The organism is Corynebacterium sp. HMSC074C05 (assembly GCF_001838325.1).
GTDB lineage: Bacteria > Actinomycetota > Actinomycetes > Mycobacteriales > Mycobacteriaceae > Corynebacterium > Corynebacterium amycolatum.
The window spans coordinates 35,145-53,961 of record NZ_KV836283.1; the positions used below are offsets into that span (position 1 = coordinate 35,145).

Below are 18,817 nucleotides of genomic sequence, written 5' to 3' on the forward strand. Positions count from 1 at the left end.
GTCGGACTTGGTTCTGTCGGACTTGGTTCTTCCAGGGACGGTCTGTGGCGAAGAAATCGCGAGTGTAGCGCGAGTTTTTCCTTCTATAGGTTTTCAACTAAGAGGTTTTTAATTATGAAGAACAACGTTGTTCGCCGTGCAGCAGCCTCGGCAGCTGCAGCTTCTGCGCTGGCAGCCTCCCTCCTGACTGGCGGTGTTGCCAACGCTCTTCCTACTGGTAACTACGTTGCCTTCGGCGATTCCTTCGCTGCTAACCCGGGTCAGTCCGATCCGGCCGTACCGGGCCGTGGTGGCTGCCCGATTTCGGTTTCGAACATCGGCTCTCACGTTGCTCGTGAAACTGGCCTTGAACTGCACGACTACTCCTGCAACGGCACTACCGCTTTCATGCCGACTCAGCCGCAGAAGTCCCTGATGGGCCAGGTTGACAACGCCATCGCTCAGGGCTCCCTCGGTCCGGCTACCCAGCTGGTGACCATTTACGTTGGTGCCAATGACGCGATGCAGGGCGCTGTGCTGCCAATGCCGGTTCAGGATGACCTGTACACCACCAACGTTGTGGCCGCTGTGGAGAAGATCAGGGCCGCTAACCCAACTACTCGCGTCATGCTGATTGGCTACCCGGCCTTCACCTCTAATGACCCGACTCACTACGCTTGCCCGGTTAACGCCGCAGGTTTTGCACCGCACATTCCGGCTGCCGGCATGCACCACTTTGAGATGGCTCTGCAGAACCGTCAGCAGCGCGCTGCCGCTGAATCCGGCATTGGTTTCGTCAACATGAAGGAAGTTACCCACATCGACGTCGCAATGTGTGGTCCGGACGGTGAGCGTCAGGTCTCCGCAATCCTGGATACCGATGTTGCTTCCTACAACATGACCAACCACCCGACTTTCCACGGCTCGGCAGTTACTGGCACCACCATCGCCAACGTCTACAAGAGCACTTTCTAAGACTTCTCAACGTCGCTCAGGCGTTATAGAGCGTAAAACCCTCGACCCCGCTTTGAAAAGTGTGGTCGAGGGTTTTGCTATCCCTTGCGCTGCGGGCTCCAGTTTTTACACTTTCGCTTCCGCCACGTCCGCTTCTGCAGTGACCTTAACGCGTTCTCTTCCTTTCAGCGCGCGGAGGGCGTAGAGAATTGTTGCTAGGTCGATAACCTCCTGCAGTAGTGCACCGACCACTGCTGGGATGTAGCCGAATGCCGCAACAAGCATCAGCGCAACGGAAAGCACGATACCAATCCAAATGGCTGTCTTGGCTACGGTCAGTGTCCAGCGTCCAATATCGATAGCTCGTGCCACTCGCGAGATATCGTCGCGAGTGATGACCACATCTGCGGCCTCGGAGGCTTCCGTGTCACCGCGCGCGCCCATGGCAATACCGACGCCAGCAGCTGCGAGCACCGGGGCATCATTGATTCCGTCGCCCACCATGATGACCGGGTGCGGCTCCATCTCCTTCAACAGGCGTACCTTATCCTGCGGCAGCAGCGAAGGATGGTATTCGGAAATACCCACCTGACCTGCAATTGCATGCGCGGTATTGGCATTGTCACCGGTAAGCACCACAGACCGTTCAAAGCCGTGGTGCTGGAGCGCACTCACTAGCTCCGCTGCATTTGTGCGTGGCTGGTCATCCAGGATTAGCGCGCCGGCGTACTTATTGTCGATGGTGACGTACGCCGCCGTCTGCCCATGACGGAAGGCAATTTCCCTGACTTCCGGCGCTACCCGACGAATAAAGTCCAGCGTGCCGACGCGCACCTTCACCCCAGCTACCGTGGCCTCCACACCTTCAGCATCTACTTCCATACCATCTTCGGCCACTGGGAGTTCCAGCCCTTCGGCGGCCTGAATAATACTGTCGGCCAGGACGTGCGTGGAGAACTGCTCGGCTGCCGCAGCGTAAGCGAGCACCTGGTCACGATCGATGCCTTCCGCGTGGACCTCGGCGACTGTTGGTCGGCCATAGGTCAGCGTGCCGGTCTTATCGAAGGCAATCGACTTAGCAGCTGCCAGGCTCTCTAAGACAGCACCTCCCTTAACAATCACACCGGCGTTGGATGCACGGCTCATACCGCCGAGAAACGCCACCGGAGCACCGATTAGCAACGGGCACGGGGTCGCCAAAACGAGTACCTCAGCGAAGCGCACGGGGTCGCCGCTGACACTCCATGCCACAGCTGCGATGAGCAGTGAAACTACTGTAAACGGCACCGCGTAGCGATCCGCCACACGCACAATTGGTGCCTGCTGATCCTCCGCCTGACGCACCAGCGCAATAATCTTCTGGTACTGAGAATCGGCTGCCGACTTGGATGCTTGAATGCGAACTGCCTGTGTTCCGTTGACGGAACCTGACAGAATCGTGTCCCCGACATTCTTATGTACAGCCCCTGCCTCACCTGTCAGCGAAGACTCGTCGACCGACGTTTTATCAAAAGTCACTCCGTCAACCGGAACGACCTCCGACGGGCGTACCAGCAGGTAGTCGCCTTTTGCGACATCCTCAATGAGGATTTCCTCCGCATCATCCGGCGTCGCATCCAGCGACGGCAGACGACGCGCCATATGCGGTGCGCGGTCGAGAAGACTGCGCAAATCCCGCTTTGCGCGGTAGGCCGCGTAGTTTTCCAATGCCTCACCGCCGGTGAGCATTAGAGCAATAATCGATGCCGCGATATATTCCCCCACCGCAAGGGTCGCAACCATTGCAATAACAGCGAGAATATCTAACCCGAATTCCCGGCGTATTATCTGCTTTGCCATGTCGAATGCTGTCAAAATAATGACAAATCCAACAAAAACAGTCGCAACATGATGGGAAAAGCGACTACACGACATAAAAAATATAAAAAGCAAAATCCCCGGCCGTAATGACCGGGGATTTCCCATCCGTGGAGCTGCCGAGAATTGAACTCGGGTCCACCGCCAACTCGCCAGGGCTTCTCCGTGCGCAGTTCGCACAATCGCCTCTACTCGACCCTTCGGCTCAGGCAAACATGTCCGAATGACGGGCCCAGCCGCAAGCAAGAAGATCCCCGATGAGCCTTACGGCACACCCATCGGGCGAGCCCTTTTAAGTCGATGCCAGGGTCCGGACCAAAGGGCAAGCCCGGCCTGACAGACACGCTAGTCGCTTAATTAGGCAGCGAGAGCGTAGTCGCGCTGAGTGTTCTCGGCGCTTAATCAGTTGCTACGACGCTTAAACGGTGGTCTCTAGCCTGCACCGGCACGCTTCCCCTGGCTCACTGTACGGTGTCGAAACCATGTCAGCCCCGTACAATGCCTTCGAGCACGGGAAAGTGCGTTGCGCTCAAAGGATGTTCAAGAATAACGCTTTACGACGGGAAAAGTCAACAAGCTTCGCCGCAAGGCCCACAGCTCCCCCCCCGAATGTCAACTCCGGGTTGACACTGACGTCAACCAATGGTTGACTGCAGTCATGGATCCATTGACGACAATCCGTCACCGACTGCAAGCAACGAACATTGCCGAACAAGAACTTGAAGATGCCGTGGCGCAGGCTCGCGCAGCGGGCCATTCATGGGCAGAGATTGGAAATGTACTCAATATCTCCCGGCAAGCGGCATTCAAGCGGTTCGGAAGTGTCCAAAACCCCGTTTCAGGAGAATTGATGACTGCCACAAAAACTACACATATCGCCGAGCTCGGCGAAAAATTCCTTCGCCACATCATCAACGGCGAAGAAGCAGAAACCGTAAGCATGATTTCCCCAAAGCTCCGGAAGGATCTCCCCTGGTCCACTATCTACTCTGTCTGGGAAGATGTTCTCACCGAGACTGGGGCGTTCGAATCTTTCGACGACACCCAAGTCACCAGCCTCGGGGGAACCAGGACTAAGGAACCGACCTCGCAGAAACTACTGTCGAAGATTCTCGGCACTAGCCTCGTCATAACCACCCTCAAGCATGAGGTCGGCGAGTGGATGGCTCGAGTTGCCTTTGACCGGCACGAAAATGTCATTGGCCTGCTCATCCTCCCAGTCGATGCGACTGAGTTCCCCTTCTAATAGAGGCCTCTTCTAATGAAGACCTCTTCTACCCCTGAATCCCCTTCACACGACGCCCCAGCGCACGAGTAGCTTCGCGCTCCTCCGTGCGGCGCTTGATGTCCTGGCGCTTGTCATAGTCCTGCTTACCGCGGGCGAGTGCGAGCTCGACCTTCAAGCGGCCGTCGGTGAAATACAGCTTCAGGGGTACAAGCGTGTTGTTGCCATCGCGGACCTTGCCCCACAGGGTGTCAATCTCCTTGCGATGCAACAACAGCTTGCGCGAGCGACGCGGTGAGTGATTAGTCCACGAACCGTAGGAGTACTCCGGGATATGCAGCCCGCGGAGCCACACTTCGCCGTCGTCGATGGTCGCGAAGGCGTCGTTAAGTGATGCTTTGCCCTCGCGCAGCGCCTTGACCTCAGTGCCCACGAGAACGACACCGCATTCGTAGGTGTCCAGAATGTTGTAGTCATGGCGGGCACGACGATTGGTGGCCACCACCGCGTTGTTGGCGCTGACCTTTTCTTTCTTCGACTTCTTCTTGCCCATAACCTGATTAACTCTAGTCGAAGAAGGTGCACGACAGCTATTCCCTTAACTTTCCCTTATGCGCCTGCTCGCACCCGACATACATATGCCTCTGGCCTTTTACGTTGTGACGCAACTTACTTTCCCCTAACCTTTTACCAACGTCTAACACAGAGGGATTTATATATATGGGACAGTCAAAAACGTTGGAACCGGACAAAGCGCCACCGAAGCCAAAGGGGTTCCTAGCAACACTGGAACGTATCGGCAACGCACTGCCAAATCCATTTTGGCTATTCGTGATTCTTGCCGGTGTGGTCATCGTTTCTTCGTGGCTCGGTGAGGCTGCGGGTATGCAGGCCAAGGATCCCGCGTCGGGTGACATCATCGAGGTGGAAAGCCTTGCTACCGCAGAGTACCTGCAAAAGATGGTTTCTGAGGCGGTAACGAACTTCACGGACTTCGCACCAGTTGGCCTGATTCTGGTGTGCATGCTCGGTGTCGCAATTGCGGAGTACTCCGGTTACATCGGCTCGGCAATCCGCGCGGCAATTTCCAAGGTGCACTCCCCTGTCCTGCTGACATTCATTGTTGCACTGGCCGGCGTGACTGGTTCGATCGCTTCTGATGCCGTCTACGTGATTCTCATTCCGCTGGGTGCCGCCTCATTCGCCGCAGTTGGTCGTAACCCCATTGTCGGTGCGATGGTCGCCTTTGCCGCCTCGTCAGCCGGGTTCAATTCGTCGCTGGTGCTCAACATCACCGATGTACTGCTGGCGGGTATCTCCACGCATGCGGCGCACTTCGTGGATCCGGAATACGTGGTTTCACCTCTGGCCAACTACTTCTTCACCATGGCTTCGTCCATTGTGCTGGCTCTGATTATTACCGCCGTTACTGAACTGTTTATTACCAAGCACGTGGAGAAGACCGTCCACGACGACCACATTGACCACGATGCCGCGGAATTCACCAAACCGGGCGCTTCGGAGGAAGCTGCCGAGGAAAACGCCAAGAAGGAGGAGCGGAACACCGCATCTAGCAGCTCCAGCAATGGCCGCGACAAGCTAATCCTCAACGATGCCGAACGACGTGGCCTCCGCTACGGCAACATCGCCGCTGTCATCTTCCTGGCGCTTTGGTTCGCTGCCCTGTTCATCCCGGGTTCGCCTCTGCGCGGCGAAGGCGACGGCATCTTGAATTCCGTGCTGCTTACCGACGTCGTGGTGTCCATTGCCGTCTTCTTCGCAGTGGTCGGCATTGCGTACGGCATCGGTGCCAAAACCATCACCTCCTCTGCAGACGTGCCCGCCTTCATGGAACGTGGCCTGGGTACACTGACCACAATGATGGTGCTCTTCTTCGCCGTCTCGCAGTTCACGGCCTACTTCAAGTGGTCCAATATCGGTCAGTGGACCGCTATCAAGGGCTCCGAATTCCTGACCAAGGCGGATCTGCCGCCGCTGTTGCTCTTTGCTGCCTTCGTCCTGATGGTGGCTGTTCTCAACCTGCTGATTACCTCGGGCTCCGCACAGTGGGCTCTGATGGCGCCGGTCGTTGTGCCGATGCTGATGTACGTCAACGTCTCCCCAGAGGTCTCCCAGCAGCTATTCCGTATTGGTGACTCCCCGACCAACATCATTACACCGATGTCTCCGTACTTCGCGCTGGCGCTGACTTTCCTGCAGAAGTACTACAAGCCTGCGGGTGTCGGCACGCTGATGTCGCTGGCCATCCCGTACTCGCTGTGCATGATGGTGGGCTGGTTCCTATTCTTTGTCGTGTGGTACCTCGCGGGCATTCCGCTGGGGCCAGGGGTTCCGGTGCGTTAACTCACAGCCACTAGGAGATTGAGGGATTGGTCGAATTTTTCGCCCAATCCCTCACTTATTTGTGGCACCCGGGCTTAATATTGCGTACGGTCGCCACCACAATGGGCGTCGTAAAGCGAAAACGTACACACATTGAGCACACACTGAGACGCGGATATAACCTATGCCAACAAAGCACCTAAAATTTACGGGATCGACCGGCGAGACTCTGGCTGCATCAATTGATTTGCCGGACGGTCAGCCACGCGCGTGGGCGCTATTTGGTCATTGCTTCACGTGTAATCGGATGGTGCCCGGCGCGTCACGCACCTGTAAGGCGCTGGCGAAGAAGGGCATTGCGGCATTCCGGTTCGACTTCACTGGCCTCGGGCAGTCCACTGGTGATTTCGGTGAGACGACGTTCCAGACCAACATCGATGATCTTAAGGCCGCCTACGAGTTCATGGAGGCAGAATTTGAGGCCCCCGCGCTACTGATTGGGCACTCGCTCGGTGGTGCAGCGGCGCTGAACGCCGGCCACGATATGCCGAAGGTCAAGGCGGTTGCGACAATCGGTGCACCCTTCGATCCGGCACACTCGATTGTGCGCATCGCCGGTGACATTTCGACGGTCGATGAGCACGGCACGCAGGTTCTGCAGATTGAAGGTCGTGGCATTCCCATCTCCCGTGAGTTCTTGGAAGTGTTGGCGGACTACAACCCGGAGGTTTATCTCAGCCAGCTGCGCAAGCCGCTGCTTATTCTGCATTCCCCGACCGACCAGACTGTTGGTATCGATAGCGCCCAGAAGATTTTCCAGGTATCTCGCTATCCAAAATCTCTGATGAGCTTGGATCGCGCGGACCACTTGCTCACTCGCGCTAAGTCCGCCGCGCGCGCTGCTGACCTGATTTATGCGTGGGCGGATAGCTATCTTCCGGAGGCTGAATAACCCTGTTACCATTAGGGGTTATGGACACGACTGAACACTCTGGCCACTCGCACGGCCACGGTCACTCACACGGTCATTCACACGGTCACGGTCATGACCACGCTCATTTTGACCCCGCGAATACTCCTGCCCGTCGCCTGCTCGTGGCTGCGGGTCTGACTCTTGTCGTATTTCTCGCCGAGCTCATCGGTGGCTTGGTTTCGGGTTCGCTGGCGTTGCTGGCAGATGCCGGCCATATGGTGACGGACTCCGCGGGCCTGCTTATGGCAGTTGCCGGTTTGGCTATCGCCCAGCGCGGTGCGAATCACCGCGCGACGTACGGGTACCGTCGTGTTGAGGTTCTGACTGCTCTTATCAACGGTCTGACAGTTTTCATCATTGCCGCTGTGATTCTCTGGGGCGCAATCCGGCGTTTTGGCTCCCCAGAACAATCGGAAATTCAGACCACGTCGATGCTCATCATCGCGGTCATCGGCCTGCTCACCAATGTTATTGCGGCCTTTCTGCTCGCGGGGGCTGCCAAGGAAAGCGTCAACGTCCGCGGTGCGTATCTGCATGTGCTTGTCGACGCCGCTGGTTCGGTTGCCGTCATTATCTCCGCTATCGCTATCGCATACACCGGCTGGACTGCCATCGACTCTGTGGTCTCCATCGTGATTGCGCTCTTCATCGTCCCCCGAGCCGCCGTTCTGGTGCGCGACTGTCTCCACGTGTTGCTGGAGTACACCCCGAAGGGCGTCGACACTGAGAAAATCACTGCTGACCTGTCCGGCCTAGAGGGAGTGGTCGATGTCCACGATCTCCACGTCTGGTCCCTCAACGGCAGCGACCTGCTGGCATCTGTTCACCTCGTGCGCTGTGACACGCTCCCCAACGGCGACGAGCACGCATTGCTCGACCGTGCGCAGGCACTGCTTCACGACGTCCACGGGATTGAACACGCCACGGTGCAAATTGAAAGAACCGGGCACGCTGACCACGAGTACCCGGCTCATACCTAGGGTGCTCGGCTAGTAGCTGAAGTAAGGTGCTAGCCCTCGAGCTGCTCCCCTAGCTCCAGCCACTCCATCTCCAGCTCTGCCTTCTGCTCAGCCACCTCACCTGCCTGGCGATCCAGATCCGCAAGTTTCTGGGTATCCAGATTGGCTACGTCAGCGCTTGCCTCCGCCATCTGCGCGTGCAGTTCACTTTCCTGCTGACTCAGCTTCGCCATCTTCCGCTCCAGGGCACTCATCTTCTTTTGCAGAGCATGAGCCTGTGCGGCCGAGAGCTTAGGTTCCTCCGCCGCTGAATCCTCACCACGAGCCTGTGTGCGACCGGCACTTGATTGAGAGGTACCGCCGCTAGCGGCCGAGTCAGCCAGCTGCGCGCGGCGCTCCAGGTACTGACCAATCCCGCCAGGCAGGTTCGTCAGCTCGCCGTCGCCGAAGAGGGCCCAAGTCGAATCGGCGATACGCTCAATTAAATAGCGGTCGTGCGAGATGACCACCAACGTGCCCGGCCAATTGTCCAGCAGGTCTTCCAGCTCCTGCAACGTGTCAATGTCCAGGTCATTCGTCGGCTCGTCGAGCAGTAGGAAGTTCGGCTCGCTCATCAACACACGTGTCAGTTGTAGGCGACGGCGCTCACCACCGGAAAGGTCTGCGATTGGGGTGCGCTGCCGCTTCGGGGAAAAACCCAATCGCTCGGCCAACTGCGAGGCGCTAATCTGCTTTTTGCCCAGGTCAATGTAGGTCGCTACATCCTCCACGGCATCGAGCACGCGCATATCCAGCGGCAGATCATCGAGCTCCTGTCGCAGCCAGCCCAGGCGCACCGTCTTGCCCTCAATCCGCTTGCCATCGCTTAAGGGGTAGTCTCCCGCCAAAGCACGCAACAAAGTGGTCTTACCCGAACCGTTGACACCGACCAGGCCAATGCGCTCGCCGGGGGCCAGACGCCACGTGACGTCGTTAAGCAATTCCCTACCGTCGGGCGTTTCCAGGGACGCATGCTCTAGCTCCACGACCACCTTGCCCTGTCGACGCTGCGAAAACGCCATCAACTCCACGGAATCACGCGGCGCCGGGACATCGGCGATGAGAGCCTCAGCTGCTTCGATGCGGTAGCGAGGCTTCGAGGTGCGGGCCGGCGCACCACGGCGCAACCACGCGAGTTCCTTACGCGCAAGGTTCTGGCGACGCTGCTCGGCGGCATCGGCTTGGCGCGCACGCTCGGCACGCGCGAACGTCCAGTCGTTGTAACCGCCATCGTAAAAATCGACGGTGCCGTCGTGGACTTCCCACGTCTTCGTGGCAACGGTATCCAGGAACCAACGATCGTGCGTGACGACGACCAGGGCTGCCCGGCGCGAAAGGACATGATCGGCCAACCACTGCACACCCTCAATATCGAGGTGGTTCGTTGGCTCATCGAGAATGAGCAGATCCAGATCTCGGACCAGTGCGGCCGCCAGGTTAACGCGACGGCGCTCACCACCGGAGAGATTGGCGACCTTGGTATCCATACCGAGGTCATTGATACCGATGCCATCGAGGACCTCGCGGATGGAAGCATTTCCTGCCCACTCGTGTTCAGCGAGTCCCAGCGGTGCAATGACGCACTCAAACACGGTGGAATTCGGGTCGAGCTCGGCGCCCTGGGTGACATGAGCCATGGCCATGTCGTTGGCTCGCGAGATACGTCCGGAGTCCGCCGGCTCCACGCCTGCCAGAATCTTCAGCAGTGTGGACTTGCCACCACCGTTCAAACCGACAACGCCGATGCGGTCGCCCTCTTGAACGCCGAGGCTGACGCCGTCGAGCAGAGTCTTGAGCCCGAAGGACTTAGAAATATTCTCGCAATTAATCAGATTCGCCATGATGAGTATTTATTGTGCCCCATTCGACGTTGCCAAGCACACGCCGAACATACCAAGCCACCGGCAGCTCCTCGAACTGCTCTCGGGTTACCCATTTAAATTCCGGATGCTCGCCGCTGAGCTGGACATTCTGCGTGTCGTCGGCCTCGCGTACTAGAAAGGTCACCGTGTGGAAGCGGAAATTCTCCCCGCCCAAGTCCGGATTGGAATAATGGGCAAATTCGCTGACCTCCGCTGCGCGCAAGCCGGCCTCTTCACGCAGTTCGCGCACAGCGGCCTCCACGGGCTCCTCCCCCGCGTCTAGCTTGCCACCGGGCAAATCCCACTGGCCCCCGAGGAAGCCCTCGTATTCACGCAGCAGAAGCAGCAAGCGGTCACCGCGGAAAACTATGCAGTTGCACACCCAGCCGTCGTCGTCAGGCCAGAACTTAGTCCAAGCCAGGCTGCGCGGTTCGCGCCGGCCGATCTCGGCCCTACTGGGGGTGTCATCACGGTGCATGGGGAAAGATTGCCTGTCCTTTATTAAAAGCGCTGGTCTCGTGAGACCTCAGCGAGGCGAACGAAATCGGCAATTTCGAGCTTCTCTCCTCGCTGCTTGGGGTCAATCCCCGCTGCCATAAGCGCTTCTTCGGCTGCGGCACCAGATCCGTAAATCCCCGATAGGGCCGCACGGAGGGTCTTGCGGCGTTGCGCAAAAGCAGCGTCGATAAGCGGGAAAAGGCGCGCGCGGAATTGCGGCGAAATCTCCCACGGAGCCTCGGGGGCATCGGCGGCATTGGAGTTCTCAGGAGCGTCGGAGCGGGCGTAGCAGTCAATGCGCACAAGCCCGGAATCAACCTTCGGGACCGGCCAAAAGACGTGCGGACCAATGGCACCGGCGCGACGCACTGTGCCGTAGTAGGCGGCCTTGACGCTGGGGACGCCGTAGATCTTGGAGCCCGGCTGAGCCGCCAGCCGGTCAGCGACCTCGGACTGCACCATCACGAGCACACGGCGGATGGTGGGGAGCTCGGCAAGCATGTGCAGCAGCACCGGTACCGAAACGTTGTATGGCAGATTGGCCACCAGCGCATCTGGGGCGGTCTGAAAGTCCTCGCGGCTGACCTTCAGCGCATCTTTCTCAATGAGCTCTAGCGCGCAGCCCTCAGCGCGCTCAGCGACTGTCTGGGGCACACGCTCCGCCAACCGCGGATCGATTTCGACAGCCGCGGCACGGCCGCAGTGTTCGAGCAGTCCGAGGGTCAGAGAGCCTAGGCCGGGGCCGACCTCAACAGGGTAGGAATCCTCCGGCAAGTCCGCCGCAGCGACAATTCGACGCACGGTGTTGGCGTCGTGGACGAAGTTCTGCCCCAATTTCTTCGTCGGGACAATATCCAACTGCGCCGCCAGGTCGCGTACTTCGACCGGCCCCAGGAAAGAAACTTCTGCTTTAGTCACAGTTAGATACTACGGGGTCAAAAGAAAAAATAGGTTTAGCTCGTTTTGGCTAGTCTGAACTAGCTTTAACGAAGCCCCATGGAAGCGGTACAAGCGGGCCATGCACCCCAACCCTGACCAGCCTGGACGCGCTCAGCGACAGCGATCTGCTGCTCGCGGGAAGCCTGCGATGCGCGCGGTGCATACTCAGTACCGCCGTAAGCTGCCCAGGTGGAATCGGTGAACTGTAGACCACCGGAGAAACCGTTACCGGTATCGATAGCCCAGTCACCGCCGGACTCACACTGGGCCAGCTGATCCCACACACCGTAGCCAGCGGCCGGAGCTGCGATGCGAGACTTAGTGCCCTGGCGGATAGTGGAGATACCCGGAGCCTTTAGCTCCTTTTCTTCCAGGACCTCGCGTCCGAGCTCTTCGCCGTCGCGAGAGGTGACCTTGACCTGACGTTCTACCTGGCCCGGCTCACCCTCCTGCTCAACGATGCGCTCGTCTTCGAACATCGAATCATCTTCAATGATGTTCTCGTGAGCTGGAATTTCCTCAGTCTCGGTGATGGTCTTATCAATCAGACGAGACAGCGCGATGCGCATGCCTTCAGTGACCGGCGCATCCAGACCCGGCTCAACGGTGTCGTCTTCACGCAGCTCAATGCCACGCTGTGCCAGTACATCACCGACGGTCATAGCCGGGACGGTCAGGTCGATGTCCTTGGCATCGTCGTGAAGCACAATATTCTTGGCACGAACGACGTCGAGTTCGACCCCCTTAGCGGAAATCTCGCCCTTTTCGACCTCGACCTTGTCCTTATCGGAGATGAGCCCCTGCTTCTTCAGACCTTCAATCAGCTCATCGGTAGTGATGGCATTGGTCTTGTGCTCCTGCGGCTTGCCATCGACAATCATCGTGACCGGCTTGGCAGAGCGGTAGACCAGCTTGCCGCCGTCCGTGAGGTCGCCCTGACGCTGAACCAGGTCTCCGCCGGTGGTTTCGACACCAGCCTTCTCTAGAATGGCCTTGTCATCCTTGGACCAGGTTGCAATTTGCTCGACCTTGCCGTCAATTTCGACGGTGATGGTGTCGTAGTTGGATGCTGCGACAGTGCCACCCAGAGCAACAGCAGCGACCAGACCGCCAGCAGCGATCTTGGACGAAGTGGAGACTCCGTCGTTAGCACGATTGAGATGACGCTTCTTCGCAGCACTCACGGGGTTCGTCACAGCCTTTCGGAGGATGGGCAGCTTTCAGATGAAAGAAATACAGTTTGTAACAGTACGGTAAAGATTCAGTGTTGTCTAAAATATATCGATAAAAGTGACGGGAAATACAACAAACCGCCCCGGCTGCATTTCCACAGCTCAGGGCGGCAATACGCCGGCACGTGCTTAAATGCCGTACACCCGACGTGCGTTATCCGTCAAAATCTGCGCCATCTCCTCCGCCCCGATTTCTCGGGCCGCAGCCATCGCACGCGCCTGATGCCCGATAAAAGTTGACTCATTGCGCGCACCTCGGAACGGCTCCGCGGTCATGTAGGGGGCATCGGTTTCCACCAGCAGCTGCTCCGCCGGCGCCTCAGCCACAGCCTGCCGCAGGTAATCATTGCGTTTGAAGGTCACGTTTCCGGTAAAGCTCAGCAGGTAACCGCGCGCAATGGCCTCGCGGGCAACCTCAATGGGCGAGGAGAAGCAGTGCAAAATGACCGTATTGTCATAGCCGTCCAACGTCGCCATCAGATCTTCATCGGCGTCGCGGTTATGAATCATCAACGGCTTGCCGACGGTTGCTGCGAGCTCCATATGCCACTGCAACGCAGCCAGCTGTTCGCTCTTCGACGCGCAGCCGTCGAGAGAATCCAACCAGTACCAATCCAATCCTGTCTCCCCCACGGCCACAACCCTGGGGTCGGCAGCCATGTCGGTCAGACGGGCCTTGGCGTCATCGTCAAGCTCGTGTGCGCGCGTCGGATGGATGGCAGCGGCGGCCCAGACGTTGGGGTGCGCGTGTGCGGCGGTAAAGGCCAGTTCGGTTTCCGGCATGCCATCGCCGACCGTGCAAACTCCGACGACGCCCGCTGCGGCGGCACGGTCCATGAGAGCCGCAATCTCCTCCGGAGTTTGCGCCCCGCAGGACGCGAGATGCGTGTGGGCGTCAAACAGCGGAGTGAGATACTCCGCGGGTTCTGCAATTTTGCGTTTGCGCTTTCCCATTCCTCTACTGCGCCCCTACTTCACCTGTGCCCACTCAGGGCCGTGCTCAGCCAACTCCGAGTCGAGCTTGGAGAAAATCGGCTTCGGCTTTGCAAGCTGCGTACCCGGCTCAATGTCGAAGCGATGCCAGGCGGCCTTCTGATTGACGTAGTCACCAGTGATGATTGGGTAGCTCCTGCCCTCTGCCGGCAGGTCTGCGCCGACCGGTTCGACCGGCATGTCGTCCTCGACTTCCTGGACTTCCGGCATTGCGGCCCAGATGCCCTCGCCGCCCAGGGTCTCGAAGACCTTCTGCGCGCTTTCCGGCAGGTACGGGGTCAGCAGGACATTGGCGTCGCTGACTACCTGCAGCGCTGTCCACAACACAGTGGCGAGACGCTCACGCTGGGACTCGTCCTTCGCCAGCTTCCACGGCTCCTGCGCCGCAATGTAGGCGTTCGCCTCTCCGACCAGGTGCATGGCGGCGGTGATACCGGCGCGGAAACGGGACAGTGCGAGTGCGTCGCCGACCTCGGCGAAAGAGCGCTCAGCCAAGTCGAGCAGTTCACGGTCAGCGTCGGTGAGCTCGCCCGGAGTTGGCACCTCACCGAAGTTCTTGAAAGCCATGGACACGGTGCGGTTGACCAGGTTGCCCCAGGAGTTGGCCAGCTCGTTATTCACGCGGCGGACAAACTCATCCCAGGTGAAGTCGGTGTCCTGGTTTTCCGGACCAGCCATGGCGATGAAGTAGCGCAGCGGATCCGGACCGAACTCCGCCAGGAAGTCCTTCACATAGATGACAACGCCCTTGGAAGAGGAGAACTTCGAGCCCGACATGGTCAGGTACTCCGAGGAGACGACCTCCGTCGGCAGGTTCAACTCACCGAGCTCCCCGACTTTACCTCCGCGGGAGCCTTCGCCACGGTAGCCCAGCAGCTCAGCCGGCCAAATCTGGGAGTGGAAGGTGATGTTGTCCTTGCCCATGAAGTAGTAGGACAGCGCCTCCGGGTCATTCCACCACTTGCGCCACGCTTCCGGGTCACCGATGCGCCAGGCCCACTCAATGGAAGCAGATAGGTAACCGACGACAGCGTCGAACCAAACGTATAGTTTCTTGGTTCCGTTTTCCGACCAGCCCTCCAGCGGAATCGGAACACCCCAGTCAATGTCACGGCTCATTGCGCGCGGACGGATGTCCTTCAGGATGTTCAGGGAGAATTTCAGCACATTTGGGCGCCAGTCCTTGCGCCCTTGAAGCCACTCGGTCAAGGCCTCTGCCAGCGCTGGCAGGTCTAGCAGGAAGTGCTCAGTTTCAACGAACTTCGGGGTCTCGCCGTTGATTTTCGACACCGGATCAATCAAATCGGCCGGGTCAAGCTGGTTACCGCAATTGTCACACTGATCACCGCGGGCACCGGACGCACCACAGATTGGGCAGGTACCTTCGATGTAACGATCCGGCAGCGTCCGACCTGTCGACGGGGAAATCGCACCCATCGTGGTCTGCTTGACCATGTAGCCGTTTTCGTAGAGCCCGCGGAAGAGCTCCTGGACAATCGCGTAGTGGTTGCGCGTGGTAGTGCGCGTAAACAGGTCGTAGGAAAGCCCCAGACCCGCGAGGTCCTGCACAATCTGGCGGTTGTAACGGTCGGCCAATTCCTGGACAGAAACGCCTTCCTTCTCCGCTTGCACAAGCAGCGGCGTGCCATGCTCATCAGTACCGGAGACCATCAGCACGTCATTGCCAATCATTCGCTGGTAGCGAGCGAAAACGTCCGAGGGGACTCCGAAACCTGCAACATGGCCGATATGTCGCGGACCGTTAGCGTACGGCCACGCAACTGCTGTGAAAATGCGAGACATATCTAACAGGGTAATAGATGACCTGCCATCGCGATGAACTGTGTCCCTTACGGAGTCCTCATGAAGTCCACATGAACTGTCCCCTACCATCATCGCACGCATGCGCAGTCACTACGCTTATGTCCTATGTCCACTCGGTCTACCTCCTCCGGCTCGGCTGCTGACTTCACTTCGCGTGCGACCACTGCGCTGGCGCGTCTTATCGCTGCCGGTCATCGTCCCGCCGCACTCATCGGCTCCTGGTTCGGTTATCGCGCGGTTCTCGCCGCCAACGTCGAGCTCGCTGCCTGCGATCCGGCAGAGCTTTTCTCCAGCCCCGACCCCGATGCGTGGATCTTTGGGTTCCGCCCCTACTCCGGCACCAGCGCGCACGGGGTCGCTACCTGCGTCGCGTTGCTTGCCGACGACGGCACGTGGCATTTCGACGGCCCTGGCACCGGTGACCCCTTCAATCCGGATTTCCAAGCCCTTCAGGAGGCCATCAACTACTCGCACGAAGACACGCGTGCCGACGCGCTCCCCGCGGCCACACCACTGGAGTGGGATCAGGGTGACCGAGAACACCACCAGCTTGCGGTGGAGAACTGTAAGGAGGCAATTGCCGCAGGCGAGGTGTACCAAACCTGCATTTCCACACGCTTTCACGCGGAGCTGAATGCGGAGTTGGCCCCGGACGTCGAAGTGGACAACGCTGCACTAGCCCACGCCGGCGCGTGGTTTTCCTCCCGCGTGGCGCGGCATCAACCGGCTCGAGCAGCATTCTTGCCCGGCAACCTCGATGTTGGAATTCCAATCCTGGCCTCGCTGAGTCCTGAGGAGTTCCTCATCCGCGCAGGCACAAGCGTGACTGAAACTCCCATCAAAGGCACGATTCCCGCTGACCGGCCCCCGAACGAGTTATTGCGCAGCGACAAGGACATCGCCGAGAACATCATGATTGTCGACCTGGTGCGCCATGACCTCGGTCAAGTTGCCAAGACCGGCACCGTGAAGGTCACAGACCTGCTCAGTGTGCGTCCGGCACCGGGCGTGTGGCACCTCTTTTCCACAGTCTCCGCGGAGCTTCCCGATCAGCTCAGCCACGCTGAGCTGATTGAAGCCTGCTTCCCACCGGCCTCGGTCACCGGTACACCAAAGCTGCGAGCAATTGAGCTTCTGCGCGAATGGGAGCCCGAGCCCCGTGGCGCTCACTGCGGCGCAATTGGTGCGGCCCACGGGGATGCACTTGAGCTCAATGTCGGTATTCGTACCGCTGAGTACACAAAAGACCCGAACTCGGGGAGAGTTCGGGTCGAAGCTGGCATCGGCGGTGGCATCACCATCGGGTCTACACCCGAGGGCGAATGGGCCGAGATTGAGGCCAAGGCCGCACCGCTGCTGTTGGAAAGCTAGTTGCGCAATTTACGAGCACGGCGGCGCTCGCGCTGCTCGGCCGCTTCCGCCAAGCGGCGCTCACGAGCCATTCGCAGGGCAAACTGACGCTGTTCCTTGTCATCGAGGTACATCGGATCGTCGGAAAGCCCCTTAACCAGCGACACCATCAGCGCCAAGATAACAATGACGAACGGGCTTGCCGCCAAAATGGTGATGTTCTGCAGGTTCGACAGGGCATCGCTGCCACCGGTGACCAATAGGACGATGGCAATCAGAGCGGTGAAAATACCCCACATAGCAGTGACCGTGCGCGACGCTGTGAGTCGACCGAACTGGCTCATGGTACCCATCACCGTGGAGGCGGAGTCCGCTGAGGTAATGAAGAAGGTAGCCAGCAGAATCATTGCGATAGTGGAAGTGATTGCGCCACCCGGCAGGGATTCCAGCAGATTGAACAGCTGGCTCTCGGCCGAACCGTCACCGTAGATGGACGCACCCTGCTGCTCGTGGGTAATGGCGGTGCCACCAAAGATGGAGAACCACACTGCAGAGACAATCGACGGAACTGCGACGACGGTAAAGACGAACTCACGGATAGTACGGCCGCGAGAAATACGTGCGATGAACATACCGACAAACGGCGACCATGAGATCCACCAGGCCCAGTAGAAAATTGTCCAGGAAGAGAGCCATTCACCGGCGGTGCCGTCAGCGGAAGCACTGGAGCGGGAGGCCATCTCAAAGAAGGAATCCAGGTAGCTGCCAATAGAGGTCGGAATCAGGTTCAGAATCACCACGGTAGGGCCGAGGACCAACACCAGCAGAGCCAGCAGACCTGCGGCAACCATGTTGAAGTTCGAGATGTACTGAATTCCCTTGCCCACGCCCGACAGTGCAGAGACCAAGAAGGCACAGCCCAGAACGAGAATAAGACCAATCCACAAAGGTGCGCCCTTGATGGCGTTGAACCCGTTGATTTCCAAACCGGCGGAAATCTGAAGTACGCCAACACCGAGAGAGGCTGCCGTACCGAAGACGGTGGCAAAAATCGCAAGCGCGTCGATAAGCTTGCCCAACCGCCCCTCAGCGCGACGCGCGCCGATGAGCGGGATGAACGCCGCCGAAATCAGCTGCTTTCGGCCGAGGCGGTAGGTCGAGTAAGCAATTGCGAGACCGACGATGGCGTAGAGCGACCACGGGTGCAGAGTCCAGTGGAACATCGTCGAAGCCATGGCGGTACCGACTTCCTTCGGCTGGTGGCCCGGCACGCCATCGCGATAGAAGGTCAGCGGCTCAGCGACACCGTAGAACATCAGACCGATGCCCATACCGGCGGCGAACATCATCGCAATCCAGCTAGGCGTGGAAAACTCTGGTTTCTCGTTGTCCTTGCCCAAGCGGATGTGACCGAACTTGGAAATCGCGATGGACACAATGAAGAAGACAAAGACGGTACTGGCCAAGATAAACAGCCAGCCGATGTTCTCCACGACCCAGTTCAGAGAGCTAGATGCAAACGTCGAGAAACTATCCGGCCACGCCAGGCCCCAGACGATGATTGCCAGAATTGCGACAACGGCGGGGATGGTAACCCCGAGGTTCACGGGAGCGTGAGAATCGTCGGCCCTGACTTCGCCGACGACTGACTCCCCTACTTCTTGTTGTATTTCATGCTCTGGTGGATTCGTCATTCCTCCACCATGTCCAGCATTGACCTGGGATTTCAACTTAGAATGCGGGTTTTCTCAGGTTTTCTTCATTTTTTCTGGGTTGCAAAAAACTTCCAA

The 18,817-nt window shown here is 58.7% G+C and carries 15 protein-coding genes and 1 other RNA gene; 6 read left to right on the forward strand and 10 right to left on the reverse strand.

What is annotated here, in order from left to right:
• Positions 1 to 114 precede the first annotated feature (114 nt).
• Positions 115 to 954 (forward strand): GDSL-type esterase/lipase family protein, encoded by an 840-nt coding sequence (locus tag HMPREF3042_RS02235; protein ID WP_070851300.1) that lies wholly within the window; start codon positions 115 to 117, stop codon positions 952 to 954.
• 105 nt (positions 955 to 1,059) lie between these two features.
• Here HMPREF3042_RS02235 and HMPREF3042_RS02240 read toward each other — a convergent pair whose 3' ends face one another.
• Together HMPREF3042_RS02240 and ssrA are read right to left on the reverse strand one after the other, a co-directional pair.
• Positions 1,060 to 2,772, reverse strand: coding sequence for a heavy metal translocating P-type ATPase (locus HMPREF3042_RS02240; RefSeq protein WP_246822289.1), 1,713 nt, complete (start codon positions 2,770 to 2,772; stop codon positions 1,060 to 1,062).
• A 126-nt stretch (positions 2,773 to 2,898) separates the two neighbouring features.
• Positions 2,899 to 3,283: a transfer-messenger RNA gene (gene ssrA, locus HMPREF3042_RS02245) on the reverse strand.
• A 357-nt stretch (positions 3,284 to 3,640) separates the two neighbouring features.
• Here ssrA and HMPREF3042_RS02255 point away from each other — a divergent pair.
• Positions 3,641 to 4,036 carry a DUF3887 domain-containing protein gene (locus HMPREF3042_RS02255; RefSeq protein ID WP_070855951.1) on the forward strand — a complete coding sequence of 132 codons (396 nt, stop codon included), beginning with the start codon at positions 3,641 to 3,643 and terminating at the stop codon, positions 4,034 to 4,036.
• A 28-nt stretch (positions 4,037 to 4,064) separates the two neighbouring features.
• On the opposite strand, the gene smpB is transcribed toward HMPREF3042_RS02255, so the two are convergent.
• The gene (gene smpB / locus HMPREF3042_RS02260; RefSeq protein ID WP_070855952.1) at positions 4,065 to 4,568 is read right to left on the reverse strand and encodes an SsrA-binding protein SmpB; all 504 of its coding nucleotides are present in this window, start codon (positions 4,566 to 4,568) and stop codon (positions 4,065 to 4,067) included.
• A gap of 167 nt (positions 4,569 to 4,735) precedes the next feature.
• On the opposite strand from smpB, the gene HMPREF3042_RS02265 reads away from it, so the two are divergent.
• The 3 genes from HMPREF3042_RS02265 (at position 4,736) to HMPREF3042_RS02275 (ending at position 8,311) form a co-directional block, all read left to right on the forward strand.
• The gene (locus HMPREF3042_RS02265) at positions 4,736 to 6,379 is read left to right on the forward strand and encodes an AbgT family transporter (RefSeq protein WP_080985600.1); all 1,644 of its coding nucleotides are present in this window, start codon (positions 4,736 to 4,738) and stop codon (positions 6,377 to 6,379) included.
• A gap of 163 nt (positions 6,380 to 6,542) precedes the next feature.
• Positions 6,543 to 7,310: an alpha/beta hydrolase family protein gene (locus HMPREF3042_RS02270; protein ID WP_049193066.1), complete on the forward strand. Its 768-nt coding sequence runs from the start codon at positions 6,543 to 6,545 to the stop codon at positions 7,308 to 7,310.
• 20 nt (positions 7,311 to 7,330) lie between these two features.
• Positions 7,331 to 8,311 carry a cation diffusion facilitator family transporter gene (locus tag HMPREF3042_RS02275; protein ID WP_070429940.1) on the forward strand — a complete coding sequence of 327 codons (981 nt, stop codon included), beginning with the start codon at positions 7,331 to 7,333 and terminating at the stop codon, positions 8,309 to 8,311.
• Positions 8,312 to 8,340: 29 nt separating this feature from the next.
• Here HMPREF3042_RS02275 and HMPREF3042_RS02280 read toward each other — a convergent pair whose 3' ends face one another.
• The 6 genes from HMPREF3042_RS02280 to metG all read right to left on the reverse strand — a co-directional run bounded on the left by HMPREF3042_RS02280 (position 8,341) and on the right by metG (position 15,656).
• A complete protein-coding gene (locus HMPREF3042_RS02280; protein ID WP_070855953.1) occupies positions 8,341 to 10,170 on the reverse strand; it encodes an ABC-F family ATP-binding cassette domain-containing protein in 1,830 nt (609 codons plus the stop codon).
• Positions 10,154 to 10,669, reverse strand: a complete 516-nt coding sequence (locus HMPREF3042_RS02285) for an NUDIX hydrolase (RefSeq protein WP_070429942.1) — start codon at positions 10,667 to 10,669, stop codon at positions 10,154 to 10,156. The genes HMPREF3042_RS02280 and HMPREF3042_RS02285 overlap by 17 nt, the downstream gene beginning before the upstream one ends.
• A gap of 23 nt (positions 10,670 to 10,692) precedes the next feature.
• Complete coding sequence (gene rsmA, locus HMPREF3042_RS02290; protein WP_070855954.1) at positions 10,693 to 11,607, reverse strand: 16S rRNA (adenine(1518)-N(6)/adenine(1519)-N(6))-dimethyltransferase RsmA; 915 nt, start codon at positions 11,605 to 11,607, stop codon at positions 10,693 to 10,695.
• A gap of 65 nt (positions 11,608 to 11,672) precedes the next feature.
• A complete protein-coding gene (locus tag HMPREF3042_RS11075) occupies positions 11,673 to 12,812 on the reverse strand; it encodes a resuscitation-promoting factor (protein ID WP_038626312.1) in 1,140 nt (379 codons plus the stop codon).
• 177 nt (positions 12,813 to 12,989) lie between these two features.
• Complete coding sequence (locus HMPREF3042_RS02300) at positions 12,990 to 13,814, reverse strand: TatD family hydrolase (protein WP_070855955.1); 825 nt, start codon at positions 13,812 to 13,814, stop codon at positions 12,990 to 12,992.
• A gap of 15 nt (positions 13,815 to 13,829) precedes the next feature.
• A complete protein-coding gene (metG, locus tag HMPREF3042_RS02305) occupies positions 13,830 to 15,656 on the reverse strand; it encodes a methionine--tRNA ligase (RefSeq protein WP_070602803.1) in 1,827 nt (608 codons plus the stop codon).
• Between the two features lie 126 nt (positions 15,657 to 15,782).
• Here metG and HMPREF3042_RS02310 point away from each other — a divergent pair, with 126 nt between their 5' ends.
• The gene (locus tag HMPREF3042_RS02310) at positions 15,783 to 17,048 is read left to right on the forward strand and encodes an aminodeoxychorismate synthase component I (RefSeq protein WP_070855956.1); all 1,266 of its coding nucleotides are present in this window, start codon (positions 15,783 to 15,785) and stop codon (positions 17,046 to 17,048) included.
• Here the strand turns inward: HMPREF3042_RS02310 and HMPREF3042_RS02315 are convergent.
• The gene (locus tag HMPREF3042_RS02315) at positions 17,045 to 18,721 is read right to left on the reverse strand and encodes a BCCT family transporter (RefSeq protein ID WP_083327293.1); all 1,677 of its coding nucleotides are present in this window, start codon (positions 18,719 to 18,721) and stop codon (positions 17,045 to 17,047) included. The two genes, HMPREF3042_RS02310 and HMPREF3042_RS02315, sit on opposite strands and share 4 nt — an antisense overlap.
• Positions 18,722 to 18,817: the final 96 nt, after the last annotated feature.